Origin of the sequence: Nocardia ninae NBRC 108245 (genome assembly GCF_007990755.1) — a bacterium.
GTDB classification, from domain to species: domain Bacteria; phylum Actinomycetota; class Actinomycetes; order Mycobacteriales; family Mycobacteriaceae; genus Nocardia; species Nocardia ninae.
In genome coordinates this window covers 63,155-80,850 of record NZ_BJXA01000024.1, presented here as the reverse complement: position 1 = coordinate 80,850, position 17,696 = coordinate 63,155, and the positions used below count along the sequence as shown (strand labels likewise).

Genomic DNA, 17,696 nt, shown 5'->3' with positions numbered 1-17,696 from the left:
TTCCTCTCGGAGTAGGTATCCGATGTCTACCTGGTGCCCCGAGGACACTTCAACGAGACTAGGTGTCATGCAAGAAACCGCCCTCGCACCTTCGGACAGCCCGCAACTGACCGCGCAGCACCGTGAGTTGCTGGATCAGATGCTCGACAAGTGGTCGCTGCATGTCCTCGACGCGCTGTGCGAAAGCCCGTTGCGCTTCAACGAACTTCGTCGGGCGATCCCGGTGGTGACGCAGAAGTCGCTCACGGCAACGCTGCGGCGGCTGGAGCGCAATGGGATGGTCGACCGGATCGTGACGAATACCCGTCCGGTCGCCGTGCAGTACCGGATCTCACCGCTGGGCAAGTCGTTGCAAGACCTCATCGACGCACTGTTGCGCTGGTCCACCGTCACGTTGCCCGATGTCGAGCGGGCCCGGGCGCGCTTCGACGACCAGGTCGAAGCCGAGCAAGAGCGAACGCTGTGAGGCAGGTAGGCGAAAGTGGCTGCGCCTCTGAGACATTTGCCGACAAGCTCCCGAAACGCCGACTATCGCGCTATCCGCACTTCGACGGTGCACCTCCAGTTACCCTGAGGTGATGCGATTCCGGTTCCGTCGGTATGCACTGACCGTACTCGCCGCTGCCGCGTCGACGATGCTGCTATGCACGAACTCTGCTGCGGCTCCGCCGATTCGCCCGGTAGCGGCGCCGCTCGGAAACTTCCTCTGGGGTGTCGCGTCCTCCGGATTCCAGTCCGAAGGCCATGCGCCCGACAGCAATTGGACCCGCTACATCCCCAAACACCCCGATTACGACGCGTTGCACGATTCGGTCGACTTCTACAACCGCTACGAATCGGACATCGATGCGGCCGCCGCGCTCGGCGTGCGAGTGTTCCGCGTCGGGATCGAATGGGCCCGAGTGCAACCCGCGCCGGGGGTGTGGGACGAGGAAGCGTTCCGGTTCTACGACGCCGTCATCGCAGCTATCGCGCGGGCGGGAATGCAGCCGATGATCACCCTCGACCACTGGGTATACCCGGGCTGGGCGGTCGATCGCGGCGGCTGGCGGAACCCGGGCATGGTCGGTGATTGGCTGGACAATATGCGTACGGTGGTCGATCGCTACGCCTCCCGCAATCCGCTGTGGGTCGCGGTGAACGAGCCGGCCGCCTACATCTCGCACGAGGTCCGCAGGGGCGCCGCCGACGCCGGCGAGATGCTGGATCGGATCGCGCAGGCGCACAACGCCATCTACGACCACATTCACCATGTGCAGCCCGGCGCGCAGGTGACGAGCAATGTCGGTTATGTCGCCGGTGCGGAGGGCGAGGTCAACGGGTCGTTCCTCGATCGCATCGGACACCGGCTCGACTACGTCGGCATCGACTATTACTTCGGTTACGACCCGGTGCAGTCACTGCTCGGCGGCATCAGCAGAGCCACCGGATCCGCCATGCCGAGCCTGCCGGGCACGAATATCTGGGATCTGCCGTTGCGGACCGAGGGCATCTATTACGCGCTGCAACACTATTCGCGCCGCTACCCGGGTAAACCGCTCTACATCGTCGAGAACGGCATGCCCACCGAGAACGGCCGACCCCGGGCCGACGGCTATTCCCGCAGCGATCACCTGCGTGACACCGTCTACTGGATCCAGCGCGCCAAGGCCGACGGCATGAATGTCATCGGCTACAACTACTGGAGCATCACCGACAATTACGAATGGGGTAGCTACACACCGCGATTCGGGCTCTATACGGTGGATGTGCGCACCGACCCAGGCCTGGTACGCCGCCCCACCGACGCGGTCGGCACCTACACGCAACTCGTCGCCGAGGGGGGTGTCCCCGACGGCTACCGGCCCACCCGCGGCCCGGCCCCCTGCTTCCTGGTCGACCCGCCAGCCAGTTGCCTCGGCCCGGTCGGGGTCCCGTAACCACCAGGTCACGCCCGGGTCGGGTAGCTGAGGCCTGCCCAGATGGTCGACCATAGGGGCATGTCGCTCAGCACGCACGAAGCCGATCTGTTCGAGAGTTACCGGGGTCGCCTGGAAGCGATCGCCTATCGGCTGCTGGGCTCCGCCGGTGACGCCGAGGACGCCGTGCAGGACGCGTACCTGCGCTGGCATGCGGCCGACCGGACCCGGATCGAGACTCCGGAGGCGTGGCTGACCAAGGTGCTCACCAACCTCTGCCTCAACCAGCTGACCTCGGCCCGCGCCCGGCGGGAAACCTATGTGGGGCAGTGGCTGCCGGAACCGGTGCTGGCCGGCGATCGGATGCTCGGCCCGGCCGACACGGTCGAGCAGCGCGAGTCGGTCTCCCTCGCGATGCTCACCCTGATGGAGCGCCTGTCGCCCAATGAGCGCGTGGTGTACGTGCTGCGTGAGGCTTTCGGATACTCGCATCGGGAGATCGCGGAGATCCTCGACCTGACCGAATCGAACTGCCAGCAGCTCTACCGGCGCGCCAAGCAGCACGTCGGCACCGAACGGCCGCGCGCCGAGGTCGACGCGGACACCGCACGCCGGATCGTCGAGGAATTTCTCGCCGCGGCGCTCAGCGGCGATACCGAGCCACTGATCCGGCTGCTCACCGACGACGCCGTCAGTATCGCCGACGGCGGTGGGCGACTGCCTGCCCGCAAGATTCCGGTCGTCGGCGCGTTCGACATCGCGCGGTACCTGCGTCACGTGTTCCAGCCGACTCCGGCCAAACGAGCCTTCGTCGGCGACGACGCGGTCTTCTATGCCGTGGTGATCAACGGTGCGCCCGCCGTGCTGGTCGAGGTCGGCGAGCGGGTGTACGGGGTCGTGGGTCTCGAGCCGTCCGCCGACGGCGTCGCGGCGATCCACATCCAGGTCAACCCCGACAAACTGGCACGCATCACTCGTCAGTGGGCGGCCGCCGGGCCGCAGGAGCCGATCATCCGGAAGTGGTGACCCACATCACAAGAGCTTTCTGTCAGGGATCGCGGGGCTGTCCGGTTCAGGAGGTGTACGCAACCACAGAGGAGCTCGCCATGAAGCATCGCATTGTCGTCCTCGGCGCCGGATACGCCGGAGCCATCACCGCCGGTCGCCTCGCCAAGCGGCTGCACCGCGACGACGCCGAGATCACGCTGGTCAATGCCGATCCCGAGTTCGTCGAGCGGGTGCGCATGCACCAGCTCGCGAGCGGCCAGGAGCTGGCGCCCCGCCCGCTGCGCGACATGTTCGCGGGCACCGGGGTGCAGGTGCGGGTGGCCCGGGTCGACGCGGTCGACGTCGACGGCAAGACCGTCGATCTCACCGATGAGCACGGCGCCGCGCCCCTCGGCTACGACAGTCTCGTGTACGCCTTGGGCAGCACCGTGGCCGACTACGGCACCCCCGGTGTCGCCGAGCACGCCCATCACGTCGCAGGTAAGCAGGCCGCGTTGCGGCTGCGGAAGCGCTTGAACGAGTTGGCCTCCGGCGAGACCGTGCTGGTGGTCGGCGGCGGCCTGACCGGTATCGAAGCGGCCACCGAGATCGCCGAGGCCCGCCCGGACCTCCAGGTCGCGATCGCGGCCCGCGGCGGGGTCGGCGACTGGCTCAGCGACAAGGCCCAGCGCCACCTGCGGCGTACCTTCGAACGGTTCGGTATCACAGTGCACGAGCGCGCCGACGTCGTGCGCGTCGAGGCGAACGGTGTGGTCCTCGCGTCAGCTCCGGCGGCGGGTGCAACGCCGATCCACGACAGTGCGCACCGGATCCCCGCCCAGTTGACCGTCTGGACAGCGGGTTTCGCGGTGCACCCGATCGCCGCCGCGACCACCCTCGAGGTATCGGCGAGCGGGCAGATCGTCGTCGACGGCACCCTGCGCTCGGTGTCGCACCCCGATGTCTCCGCGGTCGGCGATGCCGCGTTCGCGATGGGCGTGGGCGGCCGGCCACTGCGGATGGGTTGCGCCACGGCTTCTCCGATGGCCTGGCAGTGCGCCGACGCCCTCGCTGCGCGGTTGACCGGGCGCAAGGTTCCCGAGACCCTGATCGGCTATGCCAGCCAGTGCATCAGCCTCGGCCGCCGCGACGCCATCGTGCAGAAGGTGACGCCCGACGATCAGCCGACGTCCACCGTCCTCACCGGCCGGTTCGCCGCCCGCGTCAAGGAGCTGATCTGCTCGGGGGCGGCGTGGAGCGCCGCGCACCCCACGCTGGGGATGCCGAGCCGCCGCCGTCACCTTGGGGCCGGCGCGGTGGAAGCTGAACTCGTCGCCCAATGACGGGAGCCGCTGTGGCGCAGTCGAAGCCACCGGTCCGCGAGCGGCGGACCGGTGGCCGAGCTTCAGTCGGCTGAGTGGTAGTCGGCCGGATCTTCCGCGAATGTTTTCTGCATTTTCCGCGAGATCCATTGTCCGGCGGTGGTTATCCCGAATGTGTCGTGGTCGCCGCCCGCGAACGACCCGATCGGATCAATGGCCGCATCATGATCGGGCAGATAGAAGAACGGGATCGACAGTCGTGACGAGGCATTACCGAGTTCCGGGTTGATCACCCGGTGCATGGTCGATACCCAGCGGCCCGCGGTCCACAACGCCATGAGATCACCGATATTGACGATGAAACCGCCGGGAATGGTCGGGACGTCCTGCCATTCGCCGTTACCGTGCCGCACCTGGAGGCCGCCTATGTCGGTGTCCTGGTAGAGGATGGTCAGGCTGCCCCAGTCGGTGTGTTCGCCGCGGCGTAGTTGCCCGGGAAGTGGCGGATGGTGTTGTGGGAAGTAGTAGTTGACGGCCACCGAGGAAACATGGTTGTCGAATATCCGGTCGAAGAAATGTTCTTCGAGGTCGAGGGCCAGCGCGAACAACCGCATGAGGTCACCGGCCAGCTCCGTCATGGCCGCGATGTACTCGTGCCAGATGCTCTCGAAATCAACGGGAACAGTCGGCCATACATTGGCCAATTTCCATGACGCCCAGTAGTCGCCGAGGCAGTTACGTTCCTCGTCCGGCAAATCGCCGGTGACATGCGCCGAGAAGACTTCGCACAGGTCGGGTGGGGTCTTCAGGTCCAGGCTGTGCGCAGTCGACCCGCCGAGACGGCGGAATCCGGATACACCAGGCCGGTGCGCGACACGTTCTTTCACGGTATCGGGCAGTGCGAAGAATTCTCGATTCGTCACACACATCCGCTCGATCAGCTCCGCAGGCACCCCGTGACCCACGATGGTGAAGAAGCCGGAGCTCGCGCACGCTCGATTGATCGCTTCGGCAATCCTTGTGCGGCCCGCCGCATTATCTTTAAACGACAAGTCGATCACCGGGACAAACCCCTCGACCACGGTGACGGTCTGCTGTTCCACCATCGAACACCTTTCTCGAATACTGCGAGTTGTGTTGTGCCATGAAACTTTCGAACCATGGCGCCGTCGAGTATCCGTAGATCGAGCGTGGGCTGTACCCAGGTGCGAACGCAGGCGCGAATTTCCGCCGCGCGCAGGGCGGACGCGTGCGAGGAAGTTCCACCTCGAACCTCTTCGATGCACAGATCGTGCAGTCGCCGCGGGCAGCGTGTAGCGGAACTGAACACATTCGAGACGAGGAGTCATCGATGCCCCTACCAGTGGGGGCAAACGCCGCTCCCCCAGTGTTACTCATTTGTGTTGCTCGTCGCCTCAGGAGCTCGACTACGTAACGATCGCCGCCCCGTCCACGACGTTCCTGGTGACGCATGGCCTCGGGGGGCCCTGCCCGTCCACGTGCCGGAAATTGGAATGGGGATCAGGACATGGAATTTCGCGAGTTCTTCGCGCGACATCGAATCGCGACCGCCGTCGCGGCGCCCGCGGTGCTCGGGCTGGCGGCGGTCGTGGCCACCACGTTCGCACTGACGTCGACGCCACAGACGCGAGACACGCAGCTCACGTCGTCGGTCACCGAGTGCCACGACATGGTGAGCATCTCGGTGGCGGGCCGCGGGGACACGCCCGTCGCGGGGACGACGAAACTGCTGGTCGACGCCAACGGCAAGGAATTGCCCGCCGCGCTGTCCGGCGACCACAAGAGTGAATGGGTCGACCCGGTCGTCAACGCGCCCAACGGTGCCGTCGATCCGGGTTCCTACGCCGCGGTCTACATCGCGTACCCGGCGAACATGGCGACCTACGAGGACGCCGTCAACGCCGGTGCTGCCAATACCGAGCAGGTGATGCGCGAGATCGCGAAGGCTTGTCCCGACACCAAGTTCTCCATCGTCGGCTACAGCGAGGGCGCCGATGTCGTGCGCCGGGTCGCGATGAAGGTCGGGCATCAGGAAGCCGACAAGGACGGTGCCTACGGGATCGTCGACCCGGCCAATGTCGTCGGTGTCGTCATCCTCGCCGACTCCGGTCGTGGGGCGGGCGACGGGCCGTTCCCCGGCTCGAAGGATCCGTACGGCAACCCGGACGGCTTCGACCAGAAGTATCAGAACGGGAAGAACCCGACGCCGGGCCAGGGTGCCCTGCCGGGTACCAGCGGTGATTTCGGTGCGCTGAACGGCCGGATCGCCTCGTTCTGTTCCGACGGCGATCTCACCTGCGCCGCACCGGAAAACATCTCCCTGCTGCAACTCGTGGTCAATGTCGGCAGGCAGATCAATGTCGACGCGCTCGAAAAGGACGGTCTCACACCGGCGACCGGGCAGGACGTCGCCGTCGTGCTCAGCCGCATCGCATTGGCCGCGTTCGCCGACATCCAGTCGCAGCCGAACTGGCTCAAGAGCGACGAGACTTTCCTGCAGGTGCTGCTGAAGGTGTCGGATCCGGCCTACAAGCCGGGCCAGGCGCCGAAGACTCCGGTGAAGGCGGATGCGATCGCGGCCGACGACATGTCGCCGCTGGCCTACCTGCCGCAGAAGATCCTGAACGAGATCGTCGGGCTCATCGTGACGAACCAGAACACCATTCCGGTGGTCATGAACGACCCGTACAAGCTCACCCTCGGGCCGAACCACACCGGTCACCACTTCGACTACTGGCGTGACGCCGACCCTGCCAACGGAAAGCCGCTCACCTCCGCCGAATACGCGGCCGCCTGGATCACCCACCTGGCCAAGCAGGCGCAGGCGGGCAAGAAGGTCGACACCACCGCCAAGCCGGAACAAGCGGATCTCGCCGCCGTGTACAAGGCGGCCGCGGCCACCTCGACATCGCCGTCGGCCACGCCGACCAAGAGCGCGACGCCGAACACCAGTGCCGCGCCATCCACGACCAGCAGCGCGCCCACCACGACGCCGACCACCTCGGCGTCGCCGACCACCACCTCGGTCGCCCCGCAGTCGACCACCACAGCGGCTCCGACCTCGGTCACCCCGACCGAGACCGCGCAGCCGACCACCACCGTGCCGCCCACCACCACAACGGAATCCGTGGCACCGACCACCACCAGCACGAAGTAAGGGCTATCGGTCCACTGAAGACAAAACCCTGCCCGGCGCACTACGCGCCGGGCAGGGTTTTTGGTTGTGCGCAAACCAGCGGTCAGACGATGGCGTACGGGTAGGCGGCAGCGCGGTTCTGGAAGGAGAGGATGCGCAGGTTCTGCACGCGGCCGTCGCGGATCTCGATGGCGCGACGCACGGTTTCGCTGCCGTCCCAGGCGTCCGGGCCCGCCATGACGATGGGCAGGTATTCGAGCAGCGCCTCGGAGTTTTCCCAGGTGGCCGAGTTCCACAGGAAGGAAGGACTGTGGTCGACGGCGTAGTAGTGCAAGTCGTCGCCGATGGTGAACATGGGCGCGGTGAACGAGGTGGGACGGGCCCATTCGAAGGCCATCCCTTCGTCGCACGAGACGTCGACGAACAGAGTGCCGCGGGCGAACAAGGGCAGGTCCTCGTTCCGCACGAACATCAGCGGGTCCTCGGTGTCCTGGAAGATGCAGTTGACCACCACGTCGTATTGGGCGAGCATCTCGGCCAGCGGTCCGGGTTCCGGCGCTTTCAACGCGAGGGTCCGGCCGGGGTTGGCGGGGTCGCGCTCGAAGTGCTGCATCCGCACAGACGCGAACGGCGAGGCGACGGCCGAGACGCTGCGCTGGGTCAGCACCGTGACGTCACTGATCCCGAGTGCGTTCAACGCGCGGACGGCGCCGCGGGCGGTGGCGCCGAAGCTGATCACGGCGGCACGCATCCGCCGTCCGTAGTCACCGGTGGATCCGCGCAGCTGTAGCGCGTGCAGCACCGAGCAGTAGCCGGCCAGTTCGTTGTTCTTGTGGAAGACGTGGACGCTGAAGTTGCCTTCCTTCGTCCAGTGATTCATTGCCTCCCAGGCGATCAGGGTAAGCCCGCGGTCGACGGCCAGCTGGGTCATCCGCTCGTCCTGCACGCAGTGCGGCCAACCCCACACGACCTGCCCCGGCCGCAGTTGCTCGAGATCCTCGGCCAGCGGCTTGGGCAGCAACAGCACATCGCACTCGGCGAACAGCTCCGCCCGCGAGCGATGGCCGGCGACCAGCGGCGCGAGGTGTTCGTCGGTATAGCCGAAGCGATCGCCGTAGCCGTGCTCGAGGAAGACGCGGTCGCGAAGCCCGGGATCGATTCGGTCGAGGTGCGCCGGATGGATCGCCAACCGGTGCTCGTCCTCTTTGCGGGAGGTCGCGACTACACCGATCGTTAGTTGCTTCACCAAATGAGTCTACGCGCACTGACCAGCCCTGACCTGGTCGAGCGTCCCGAGCGCCGGCGCTGCCCGACGCCGAAGATCAGCGCCGACCCGGGACATCCGCAACCTGCCGATAATCGAGTGCCGACCACCGGGTATCGAATTAGGCTCGGGCACATGCGTTTTCTCGTGCCCTACCATCTCGACGAACACCGTCCAGAACTGGATGCGCCGGTGACCCCGGACGAGGTGATCACCGCGGATCTGCCGGAGGTGGCCGATCCATGGACGCGAATGGCGGTGATCTACGAGGCGGTCGCGGAAAAGGTTGCGGCGTCTGTCCGCAAGGGCGAACGCCCCGTGGTGGTGTCGGGCGACTGCACGACCTCGCTGGGCGTGGTGGCGGGGTTGCAGCGGGCGGGTGTGGATCCCGCGATCGTCTGGTTCGACGCGCACGGCGATGTGCAGACGCTGGAGACGTCCGCCTCCGGGTATCTCGGTGGGATGCCGCTGCGGATGCTGACCGGGTACGGGCGGCACTTGATCGCTGATCGAATCGGGTTGCGAGACATAGCCGAAGAACGCGCTGTGCTGGTCGACGGTCGTGATCTCGACCCGCCGGAGGCGGAGTTCCTGCGCACGGCACGGATCAGCCACCGCACCGTGGCCGACCTGGGTGACCTGCCGGACGGCCCGATCTACCTGCATCTCGACTGCGATGTGGTCGATCCCGGCGACCTGCCCGGCCTGCTCTTCCCCGCATTGGACGGACCGAGCTTGCAGGCAGTCTCCGGTGCGGTGCGCGCCATCGTGGACAGCGGCCGGGTGGCCGCCTTCGGTCTGGCCTGCACCTGGCGCGACGACCAGGGTGCCGCCGACCGGATGCGCCCGCTGGTCGACACCGTCTGAAACCCTCGGCCGACGGCGCTGACGCCCCAGGGTGACAGGGCCCACTGGCCTGGTCCGAGCCCCGAAAAGTGGATCTGTCGGATGATCGGATCTTCTGTATAAGCTCCCGTTCGATCGAAAGCGAGTGGAGCATGCCGGTGACCCATATATCTGTTCTGTGCCGAGGGGCGGTCGCGTGACGCGGCGCGGGTGGGCGCTGTTCCTCGCGATGGGTCTGATCTGGGGCGTGCCGTACGCCATGATCCGGATCGCGGTCGAGGACTTCGACCCGGTGGTCGTCGCGTTCGCCAGGACATTGCTCGGTGCGCTGGTGCTGTTGCCGATCGCGTTGTACACCAACGCCTTGGCTCCGGTCTTCCGGCGCTGGCGGCCGCTGCTGCTGTACACGGTGGCCGAGATCGTCGGGCCGTGGTTCTTCATCGGGTACGCGGAGACCACGCTGCACAGTTCGACCGTCGGGCTGTTGATCGCGGCGACGCCGTTGATCGCGGTGGTCCTGGTGACCAAACTCGGCCACGACCGCTTCGACCGGCGCAGGCTGACCGGGCTGCTGATCGGGTTCGCCGGGGTGGCCACCCTGGTCGGCCTCGATATCGACCTGTCCAGCCCCGCCGCCCTCGGCGCGATCGCGTTGACCACCATCGGTTACGCGGTCGGCCCGATCGTCATCAACCGGTCGCTGGCCGACCTGCCACCGCTCGGCGTGGTGACCGCTTCGCTGATCATCGCCGCCGTGGTCTACGCACCGTTCGCCGCATTGCGCAGGCCGACCAGCTACCCCGCCGACGCCACCCTGTCGGTCCTCGGCCTCGCGCTGATCTGCACGGCCGCCGCGTTCCTGTTGTTCTTCGCGCTCATCTCCGAGGTGGGCCCGGCCCGGGCGACGGTGATCACCTACATCAATCCCGCGGTGGCCATCGTGCTCGGCGTCGCGGCGCTCGGCGAACCGCTCACCGCGGGCATGGCGATCGGCTTCCCGCTGGTGATCCTCGGCTCCATCCTGGGCACCGCACGCAGTCGGGAGAAACCGGAGGAAGCACTGTGCACCACACCCGCGGCGCCGGAAGCGGCGGTCCAATTACCTGAGAGGTAATCGACGGAGTCCACCCGGCGCGCCCAGAATGGTGTCTCGCCGCCTCGACCGGAGGCGGCAGTGAGATCGGGAGGATCGGCCGTGTCGACGACCACCACAACCACCCACGCCGTGGTAGCGGAACTGTTGCGCCGCATCGGTTCCGGCGACGCCGACGCGATCGCCGAGCTGTACGCCGACGAGGTGGACTGGAAACTGGATTGGCCGGACGCCGAGCACGGCCGCGCCGCGACACCCTGGATTCGGCACCGCTCGACCGGCGCCGAATCCGCCGCGCACTTCCGCGCGATCGCCGAGCACCATGTGCCCGAGCAGGCGGCGACCGAGATCGAACGCGTCCTCGTCGACGGCGACCACGCGGTGGTGCTCGGCGAGATCCGGCAGACCGCGCGCAGCACCGGCCGCGCCTACCGCGCCCGTTTCGCGCTGCACCTGACCGTCGAGGCGGGCTTGGTCACCAGGCATCACGTATACGAGGACAGCCTCGCCGTCGCGCAAGCCTTCGAGGCCGATGCCTGATCCACTGCGCGATATGGATGATGTTGGGGTGACCGGAAAACCAAGCACCCCAGCAGACGTGGACAGCACCCGCGACGCATACGACGGCATCGCGGAGGTCTACACGGAATTCGTCGAGAACCACCTGGCCGGCCAGCCACACGACCGCGCCATGTTGGCGGTGTTCGCGGAACTGTTGCAGGCCAACGGTTCCGGTGCCGTCGCCGACATCGGCTGCGGGCCGGGGCGGCTCACCGCGCACCTGCACACCCTCGGTGTGCCTGCCTTCGGCATCGATCTGTCGCCGGAGATGATCGCCATCGCGCGGCACCGATATCCGGAGCTGTCCTTCCACGAAGGCACGATGGAACAACTGGCCCTGGCCGACGCCTCTTTGCGCGGGCTGGTCGCGTGGTACTCGATCATTCATCTTCCGCCGGAACGAGTCCCGGATGTGTTGGCTGAGTTCAATCGGGTATTAGCGGTGCAAGGGCACGCGTTGCTGGCATTCTTCGCGACCGACACCCCCGACACGGTAGAAGCGTTCGACCACAAGGTGGCTCGCGCCTACCGGTGGGCACCGGAGCGGCTTGCCGCACTGTTGCGGGACGCCGGGTTCACGGTGCACACGCGGATGGTCCGGGAGCCGGATCCGGGCGAACGATTCCTACAGGGTTACTTACTGGCAGTAAAGGTTCGCTGAAGACCGGGCGGCTACCGTCCGGACCAGGTAAGTTGGTGGTGTCGCGCAGGATTCATGGCTGCGCGCGGGCCCGCCCGACAACGTGGTCGATTCGTTTGCAACCACACCACTGTCGTCAGGGGGCGACCACACCATGGACCTCATCGCACCGATTGATGCCGTCTTCCTCCTCGCCGAATCCCGCGAACACCCGATGCATGTCGGCTCGCTGCAACTCTTCGAGGCGCCCGAGGACGCCGGGCCGGACTTCGCCCGGCTGACGCACGAGAAGTTGCTGGCGTGCAAGGACATCGACTCGACCTTCCGTAAGCATCCGGCCACCCTGTTCGGCGCACCGCAGCTGGCCTGGACCAAAGCCGACGACGTCGAACTCGAATACCACGTGCGCCGCCTCGCGGTGCCGCGCCCCGGCCGGCTGGACCAGCTGGTCGAGCTCGCGTCCGGGTTGCACAGCACCCTGCTCGACCGGCACCGCCCGCTGTGGGAGATCTACCTCATCGAGGGCTTGGCCGACGGCCGCTTCGCCGTCTACTCGAAAATGCATCACGCCCTGATCGACGGCGTCTCCGCACAACGCGTCATCCAGCGGACCTTGACGAACGACCCGGCCGCGACCGCGGCCAAGGTCCCGTGGAACCTGCCGAGGACGCCGCGCGAGCCCGCCGCCGAGTCGAGCAACGGGCTGCGTGGCGCGGCCCGAAACCTGTTGTCGGCGGCCGCATCCGGACCCGCCCTGCTGCGGACCGCACGCTCGGTCCTGGTCCAGCAGCAGCTGACCATGCCCTTCGAGGCGCCGCGCACCATGTTCAACGTGCCGATCGGCGGCGCCCGCCGCACCGTGGTCCGGTCCTGGCCGCTGGAGCGGATCAAGCAGGTGAAGAAGGCCACCGGGTCGACCATCAACGACGTGGTGCTGAGCATGTCCGCCGGTGCGCTGCGCGCCTACCTCGCGGAGCGAGACGAGTTGCCCGACAAGCCGTTGATCGCCATGGTGCCGATGTCGCTGCGCAGCGCGGACGACGTGGAGACCAATGGTGTGAAGGTCGGCGCGGCGCTGTGCAACCTCGGCACCGACGTCGCCGATCCGCTGGAACGGCTGCGGGTGGTGAGCGAGTCGATGCGCAAGAGCAAGGAGGTGTACGGCTCGCTGTCGAACCTGCAGACGATGGCGTTGTCCGCGCTGATGGTCAGCCCGATCGCGCTCAGCCTGCTGCCCGGCCTCGTCCCGCTGACCAATCCGCCGTTCAATATCGTCATCTCGAACGTGCCGGGCCCCCGCGAACCCATGTACTGGAACGGTGCTCGCCTCGACGCCACCTACCCGATGTCCATCCCGTTCGACGGCCAGGCGGTGAACATCACGCTGACCACCAACGCGGACAATCTCGACTTCGGTCTGGTCGGCTGCCGGCGCAGCGTGCCGGAACTCCCCCGCCTGCTCGACCACCTCGAAGACGCGCTGACCGCGCTGGAGGAAGCCGCCGTTTGAAAGAGGTCTGCCGAGCAAAACTAGAACGTGTTACTGTCAGACGATGGTGCACAGACCAGTCGAGGAAGCCGCGGCCGTGTCATGGCGATCGCTGCGGCTCGCGGCCGATTCGACGCGTCTGAGTTCGAGCGTGAGCTGACGAGCACCGCGGACAACTATGTAACTCGTTCTAGGACAAGCTGCAGCTCGTCGTTCGCGGCGGCGGAGCAGTGAGGGAGACCAGCACGCCATGCGTACCGAAATCTGCGAACGGCTCGGGATCGAATTCCCCATCTTCGCGTTCACCCACTGCCGCGACGTGGCGGCCGCGGTCAGCAATGCCGGCGGGCTCGGCGTGCTCGGTGCGGTCGGCTTCACCGCCGAGGAGCTCGAGGTCGAGCTGGCCTGGCTGGACGAGCACGTGCACGGCGTGTACGGCGTCGACCTGGTGATTCCGAGCAAGTACGAGGGCCAGGGCATCGATGGCCTGTCCCCCGAAGAGCTGGAAGCCAAACTGGCGGAACTGGTTCCGAACGGCCACCGGGATTTCGCCGAGAAGATCCTGGCCGACCACGGCGTGCCCGCGCTGCCCGACGGCGAGCGGCACAACCAGCTGCTCGGCTGGACCGCGACCACCGCGGCCCCGCAGGTGGAGGTGATCCTGCGGCACCCGAAGGCCAAGCTGGTCGCCAACGCGCTGGGCACCCCGCCCGACGACGTGATCAAGCAGGTACAGGACTCCGGCAGGCTCATCGGCGCGCTGTGCGGCTCGGTGAAACACGCGCTCAATCACAAGAACGCGGGCCTGGACTTCGTCGTCTGCCAGGGCACCGAGGGCGGCGGGCACTGCGGCGAGATCTCCTCGCTGGTGCTGTGGCCGCAGGTGATCGACGCCGTCGGCGACCTACCGGTGCTCGCGGCGGGCGGCATCGGCAACGGCCGCCAGGTCGCCGCCGCCATGGCGATGGGCGCGGCGGGCGCGTGGACCGGTTCGCTGTGGCTGACCGTCGAGGAGGCCAATGTGCCGCCCGCGCAGATGCAGACCTACATCGACGCGTCCAGCCACGACACCGTGCGCTCGCGGGCGTGGACCGGCAAGCCGTGCCGCATGCTGCGCAACGACTGGACCGACGCCTGGGAGCAGGCCGACACCCCCGACCCGCTGCCCATGCCGCTACAGATGATGGTGGCGCTGGACGGCGTCAAGCGCGGGCACCGCTACCCGGAGGCGGCCAAGGACGTGAACTTCAATCCGGTCGGTCAGGTGGTCGGCATGATGACCAAGGTCGAGCGCTCCGCCGACGTGGTGAATCGGCTGATCCAGGAGTACGTCGAATCCTGCGACCGGCTCAACAAACTCAACGGCGGACTGTAGTCACTCCAGCCAGCCTTTTTCGCGCAACACCGGGTCGGTGATGCCGCCCGCGCAGGCGAGCTGGTCGGTATCCCACCCGGCCAGCTCGGCCCCGTTGGCGTAGACGGACTGGAAGAACTCGAGCGCGGCGCCGACCGGGTCGGCGGTCTGACGGGCGGCGTCGTACGGGTAGTACGCCGAGTGGCCCGCGCCCGCGGTGATCCAGTGGGCACCGGCGGGGGTCAGCGCACGGTCGGCCAGTCCGGCGGGCTCGGGTGCGGTGTAGGAGTAGAACGTCGGCTCCGGCACTTTGTCGTCGCCGAACCAGAAGCCGGAGCTGATCACCTCGCGCGAGTACGCCTCGCGGGTCACCGGGTCCACCGTGTCGGGCAGCTCGATGTGCTGCGGCGAGAACCGCTGCACCGCGATATCGAAGGTGTGCCAGAACAATTGGACCGGGCTGATCTTTCCGGAGAAGGTCGCGCTGAACTCCTCGAGTACCCGGCCGACCTGACTCTGCACCTGAAAAGCGTGGCGCGCCTTGTCCGGATCGTAGTCACGGTGTTCGTCGTCGTCCTCGAACGGCCGGTGCGCGTCCGGTAGGTCGAACGGATTCGGGTGCGCCAGCACGACATCCACGTCCAAGTCGCGCAGACCGTTGCGCACCGCGCCGTAGAAGGTGGCCACCGACTGGTCGACGAGATCGATCTCGACCTGGGTGCCCTGATCGGTGGCGATGCGCAGCACATGATCGAAGAAGTCGAACGCGCAGGTGAAGACCGGCCCGTTGCGGGCAGACCCGAGCGGGACGGTGGTCCAGCCGCGCGCGGTGAGCCGGTAGGTCATGTGCCACCAGTGGTTGCGCCGGACGCCCTTGGCCAGCGCCACCTTGCCGACGATCTGGGCGAAGCGGTGCAGTGTCTCCTTGGTCGGCCGCCAAGAGTCCAGCGGAATCGCGGGCAACGGCTCGAATGGCACGGTCATGCAGAAAACGGTACGCCGTCGCGTCAGCCACCCCTTCAGTTGACCGTCTCAGACAGTGTAGACTTCGCGAGCGTCGGCTGCCGCGCCGTCGATCACCGCAGTAGCAGCACGAGGAGTATCCCCATGACGCCCTGGATTATTGCCGCCGCCATCTTGCTCGTCCTCGGTCTCGCCGGAGTGGCCGTGCTGATCGGGTTGCGACGCTCGGCCAAGGCCGTGCTCGCCGGTGGCGGCAGCTCGCTCACGCCGGTGCGCGCCGACAAACTCGAGCGCTTCGTGGCGAAGAAAGCAGGCTTCGTGGTCACCGCCGCGCACACTTTCGACGCGTCACCGGAGCGTGTCTGGGCCGCCCTCGACACCAACGGGTTCTTCTCCTGGCTGCCGCTGATCAACGGCATGCGCTACCCCGACCAGGACCGCGGCGTCGGCGCCACCCGCGTCTTCGACGGCTTTCTGGTAGCCGGTGCCGAACAGGTCGTCGCCAGGGAAGAGGGGCACCGGCTCGCGCTGACCGCGACCACCTCCTCGGTGCCGTTCGCCGTCAAGTCGATCGCCGAGGAATACGTGCTCAGCGCAACGGATTCCGGCGCGACCACCCTCACCTGGACGCTGGCCGCACAGCCGCGCCTCAGCTGGCTGCTTCCGTATCAGCTCTTCGCGCCGCTGGCCCGGCCGTTCGCGCGATGGAGTCTGCGCGGGCTCGCCAGTCGCCTCTGAGCGATCAGGCCGCGGCTCCGTCCTCGCCGAAACCGGGCAGCCAGCGCGCGACCAGCTCGACGAACGGTCCTTCCGCGTCGAGCTGGGCGCACACCCCGACGACGCCGGCGAAGACCCGGCCGAGCATGGCCAGCTCCGGAATCTCGGCGGGCGCCTTGACCGCCCTGGTGTTGGCCAGCGACACATTCTTCATGTCCAGCGCGCGAGCGGTGTGCCCCTGCAACAGTTCTCGGCTGATGTGCACGCTCTCGCCGCTGATCTGCGCCACGATCGGCGCCACCAGTCGCTCGATCGGGCCGAGCTCCAGCGCGTGGCCCGGCCGTACGAAACCGTTGTCGCGCAGCACGATCGCCAACTGTCCGTAGTCTTCGCGCACCGCACAGCGAGCCAGCTCGCCGATCACCGACGGAATGCCCTCCGGCAGTGCGATGGACGCGCCGAAGTCGATGATCCCGAGACGCCCGTCGTCGAGCAGCTGGAAGTTACCCGGATGCGGATCGCAATGCAGGTACCCGGCCCGGACCGGCGAGGACAGCGAGAATTCGACGAGCAGCCGGCCCGCTCGATCGCGCTGCTGTTTGGTGCCGTCGGCGATGATCGCTGAGAGCGGAGTGGCCTGCATCCATTCCGAGACAAGCACTTTCGGTGCGCTGGCGATCACCCTGGGGATCTGGAAGTCCGGGTCACCGGCGAAGACCTTGGCGAAGCGCCGCTGGTGATCGGCCTCGATCCGGTAGTCGAGCTCGTCGGCGGTGCGGTCGATGAACTCCGCGATCAGTGCCTTGGTGTCCGCGCCCGGCATCATGAGACCGAAAGCGCCGGAGAACATCTGGAGCATTTTCAAGTCCGACATCAGGGCCGTGTCGGCGCCCGGGTACTGCACCTTCACCGCGACGGTGCGGCCGTCGCGCCAGACGGCGCGGTGCACCTGCCCGATGCTGGCCGCGGCGACCGGCTTGTCATCGAACTCGGTGAAGCGTTCGCGCCAGCGGGAGCCGAGTTGTTCGGCGAGCATCCGATGCACAGCGCTGGTCGGCATGGGCGGCGCCTGCGACTGGAGCTTGGTGAGCGCGTCGCGGTAGCGGTCGGCGAAGCGGGGCGGAATGCTGGCCTCAGCCACGCTCAGTGCTTGGCCGAGTTTCATCGCGCCGCCCTTGAGTTCGCCGAGTACAGCAAACATCTGGTCGGCGGCCTTGTCGATGAGCTCGTCGTCGAGTTCGTCGCGCGATGCGCCGGTCATCATCGCGCGCCCGGTCGCGGTGACCCGGCGGGCCATGATGCTCATCGGCAGGCCGGCCAACTTCGCCGACCGCGCCAAGCCCTTACGCCTGCTGCCTGCCATGTTTCCCTCGCTTCGTTGCGTGCCCTTTACCCTATTCCGTCT

General features: G+C 67.1%; 16 protein-coding genes. 12 read left to right on the top strand and 4 right to left on the bottom strand.

Annotation, left to right across the window (positions count from 1 at the left end; genetic code table 11):
• Window positions 1–67 precede the first annotated feature (67 nt).
• The 4 genes from NN4_RS19355 to NN4_RS19340 all read left to right on the top strand — a co-directional run bounded on the left by NN4_RS19355 (window position 68) and on the right by NN4_RS19340 (window position 4,228).
• Window positions 68–466: a winged helix-turn-helix transcriptional regulator gene (locus NN4_RS19355; RefSeq protein ID WP_147133068.1), complete on the top strand. Its 399-nt coding sequence runs from the start codon at window positions 68–70 to the stop codon at window positions 464–466.
• Window positions 467–578: 112 nt separating this feature from the next.
• Entirely contained in the window at window positions 579–1,919 is a 1,341-nt protein-coding gene (locus NN4_RS19350; protein WP_147133065.1) for a family 1 glycosylhydrolase, read from the top strand.
• Between the two features lie 60 nt (window positions 1,920–1,979).
• Window positions 1,980–2,924 carry an RNA polymerase sigma-70 factor gene (locus NN4_RS19345; RefSeq protein ID WP_147133062.1) on the top strand — a complete coding sequence of 315 codons (945 nt, stop codon included), beginning with the start codon at window positions 1,980–1,982 and terminating at the stop codon, window positions 2,922–2,924.
• 80 nt (window positions 2,925–3,004) lie between these two features.
• The gene (locus NN4_RS19340) at window positions 3,005–4,228 is read left to right on the top strand and encodes an NAD(P)/FAD-dependent oxidoreductase (protein ID WP_147133059.1); all 1,224 of its coding nucleotides are present in this window, start codon (window positions 3,005–3,007) and stop codon (window positions 4,226–4,228) included.
• A 62-nt stretch (window positions 4,229–4,290) separates the two neighbouring features.
• Here the strand turns inward: NN4_RS19340 and NN4_RS19335 are convergent, their stop codons facing one another.
• Window positions 4,291–5,313 carry an isopenicillin N synthase family dioxygenase gene (locus NN4_RS19335; protein WP_147133056.1) on the bottom strand — a complete coding sequence of 341 codons (1,023 nt, stop codon included), beginning with the start codon at window positions 5,311–5,313 and terminating at the stop codon, window positions 4,291–4,293.
• A 422-nt stretch (window positions 5,314–5,735) separates the two neighbouring features.
• Between NN4_RS19335 and NN4_RS19330 the strand changes: the two genes are divergently transcribed.
• Window positions 5,736–7,385, top strand: a complete 1,650-nt coding sequence (locus NN4_RS19330) for a cutinase family protein (RefSeq protein ID WP_147133054.1) — start codon at window positions 5,736–5,738, stop codon at window positions 7,383–7,385.
• An 82-nt stretch (window positions 7,386–7,467) separates the two neighbouring features.
• Here the strand turns inward: NN4_RS19330 and NN4_RS19325 are convergent, their stop codons facing one another.
• Complete coding sequence (locus tag NN4_RS19325) at window positions 7,468–8,610, bottom strand: N(5)-(carboxyethyl)ornithine synthase (protein WP_147133051.1); 1,143 nt, start codon at window positions 8,608–8,610, stop codon at window positions 7,468–7,470.
• Between the two features lie 3 nt (window positions 8,611–8,613).
• On the opposite strand from NN4_RS19325, the gene NN4_RS19320 reads away from it, so the two are divergent.
• From NN4_RS19320 to NN4_RS19295, 6 genes are all read left to right on the top strand, one after another.
• Window positions 8,614–9,495 (top strand): arginase family protein, encoded by an 882-nt coding sequence (locus tag NN4_RS19320; protein WP_222595107.1) that lies wholly within the window; start codon window positions 8,614–8,616, stop codon window positions 9,493–9,495.
• A 175-nt stretch (window positions 9,496–9,670) separates the two neighbouring features.
• Window positions 9,671–10,588, top strand: coding sequence for a DMT family transporter (locus NN4_RS19315; RefSeq protein WP_147133046.1), 918 nt, complete (start codon window positions 9,671–9,673; stop codon window positions 10,586–10,588).
• Between the two features lie 81 nt (window positions 10,589–10,669).
• Window positions 10,670–11,107 carry a nuclear transport factor 2 family protein gene (locus NN4_RS19310; RefSeq protein WP_147133043.1) on the top strand — a complete coding sequence of 146 codons (438 nt, stop codon included), beginning with the start codon at window positions 10,670–10,672 and terminating at the stop codon, window positions 11,105–11,107.
• 28 nt (window positions 11,108–11,135) lie between these two features.
• On the top strand, window positions 11,136–11,789 hold the full coding sequence (locus NN4_RS19305) for a class I SAM-dependent DNA methyltransferase (RefSeq protein ID WP_246180958.1): 654 nt from the start codon (window positions 11,136–11,138) through the stop codon (window positions 11,787–11,789).
• A 133-nt stretch (window positions 11,790–11,922) separates the two neighbouring features.
• Window positions 11,923–13,278: a WS/DGAT/MGAT family O-acyltransferase gene (locus tag NN4_RS19300; protein ID WP_147133035.1), complete on the top strand. Its 1,356-nt coding sequence runs from the start codon at window positions 11,923–11,925 to the stop codon at window positions 13,276–13,278.
• Window positions 13,279–13,507: 229 nt separating this feature from the next.
• Window positions 13,508–14,632: an NAD(P)H-dependent flavin oxidoreductase gene (locus NN4_RS19295; RefSeq protein WP_147133032.1), complete on the top strand. Its 1,125-nt coding sequence runs from the start codon at window positions 13,508–13,510 to the stop codon at window positions 14,630–14,632.
• On the opposite strand, the gene NN4_RS19290 is transcribed toward NN4_RS19295, so the two are convergent.
• Entirely contained in the window at window positions 14,633–15,595 is a 963-nt protein-coding gene (locus NN4_RS19290) for a DUF5996 family protein (RefSeq protein ID WP_147133029.1), read from the bottom strand.
• Window positions 15,596–15,718: 123 nt separating this feature from the next.
• On the opposite strand from NN4_RS19290, the gene NN4_RS19285 reads away from it, so the two are divergent.
• The gene (locus NN4_RS19285; protein ID WP_147133026.1) at window positions 15,719–16,312 is read left to right on the top strand and encodes an SRPBCC family protein; all 594 of its coding nucleotides are present in this window, start codon (window positions 15,719–15,721) and stop codon (window positions 16,310–16,312) included.
• A 4-nt stretch (window positions 16,313–16,316) separates the two neighbouring features.
• On the opposite strand, the gene NN4_RS19280 is transcribed toward NN4_RS19285, so the two are convergent.
• On the bottom strand, window positions 16,317–17,654 hold the full coding sequence (locus tag NN4_RS19280; protein ID WP_147133023.1) for an ABC1 kinase family protein: 1,338 nt from the start codon (window positions 17,652–17,654) through the stop codon (window positions 16,317–16,319).
• Window positions 17,655–17,696: the final 42 nt, after the last annotated feature.

What these genes read in the sequence shown, in the direction of transcription:
- NN4_RS19355 (WP_147133068.1), top strand. Translation starts at nt 68, where the DNA reads ATGCAAGAAACCGCCCTCGCACCTTCGGACAGCCCGCAACTGACCGCG.
- NN4_RS19350 (WP_147133065.1), top strand. Translation starts at nt 579, where the DNA reads ATGCGATTCCGGTTCCGTCGGTATGCACTGACCGTACTCGCCGCTGCC.
- NN4_RS19345 (WP_147133062.1), top strand. Translation starts at nt 1,980, where the DNA reads ATGTCGCTCAGCACGCACGAAGCCGATCTGTTCGAGAGTTACCGGGGT.
- NN4_RS19340 (WP_147133059.1), top strand. Translation starts at nt 3,005, where the DNA reads ATGAAGCATCGCATTGTCGTCCTCGGCGCCGGATACGCCGGAGCCATC.
- NN4_RS19335 (WP_147133056.1), bottom strand. Translation starts at nt 5,313, where the DNA reads ATGGTGGAACAGCAGACCGTCACCGTGGTCGAGGGGTTTGTCCCGGTG.
- NN4_RS19330 (WP_147133054.1), top strand. Translation starts at nt 5,736, where the DNA reads ATGGAATTTCGCGAGTTCTTCGCGCGACATCGAATCGCGACCGCCGTC.
- NN4_RS19320 (WP_222595107.1), top strand. Translation starts at nt 8,614, where the DNA reads ATGAGTCTACGCGCACTGACCAGCCCTGACCTGGTCGAGCGTCCCGAG.
- NN4_RS19300 (WP_147133035.1), top strand. Translation starts at nt 11,923, where the DNA reads ATGGACCTCATCGCACCGATTGATGCCGTCTTCCTCCTCGCCGAATCC.
- NN4_RS19295 (WP_147133032.1), top strand. Translation starts at nt 13,508, where the DNA reads ATGCGTACCGAAATCTGCGAACGGCTCGGGATCGAATTCCCCATCTTC.
- NN4_RS19290 (WP_147133029.1), bottom strand. Translation starts at nt 15,595, where the DNA reads ATGACCGTGCCATTCGAGCCGTTGCCCGCGATTCCGCTGGACTCTTGG.
- NN4_RS19285 (WP_147133026.1), top strand. Translation starts at nt 15,719, where the DNA reads ATGACGCCCTGGATTATTGCCGCCGCCATCTTGCTCGTCCTCGGTCTC.
- NN4_RS19280 (WP_147133023.1), bottom strand. Translation starts at nt 17,654, where the DNA reads ATGGCAGGCAGCAGGCGTAAGGGCTTGGCGCGGTCGGCGAAGTTGGCC.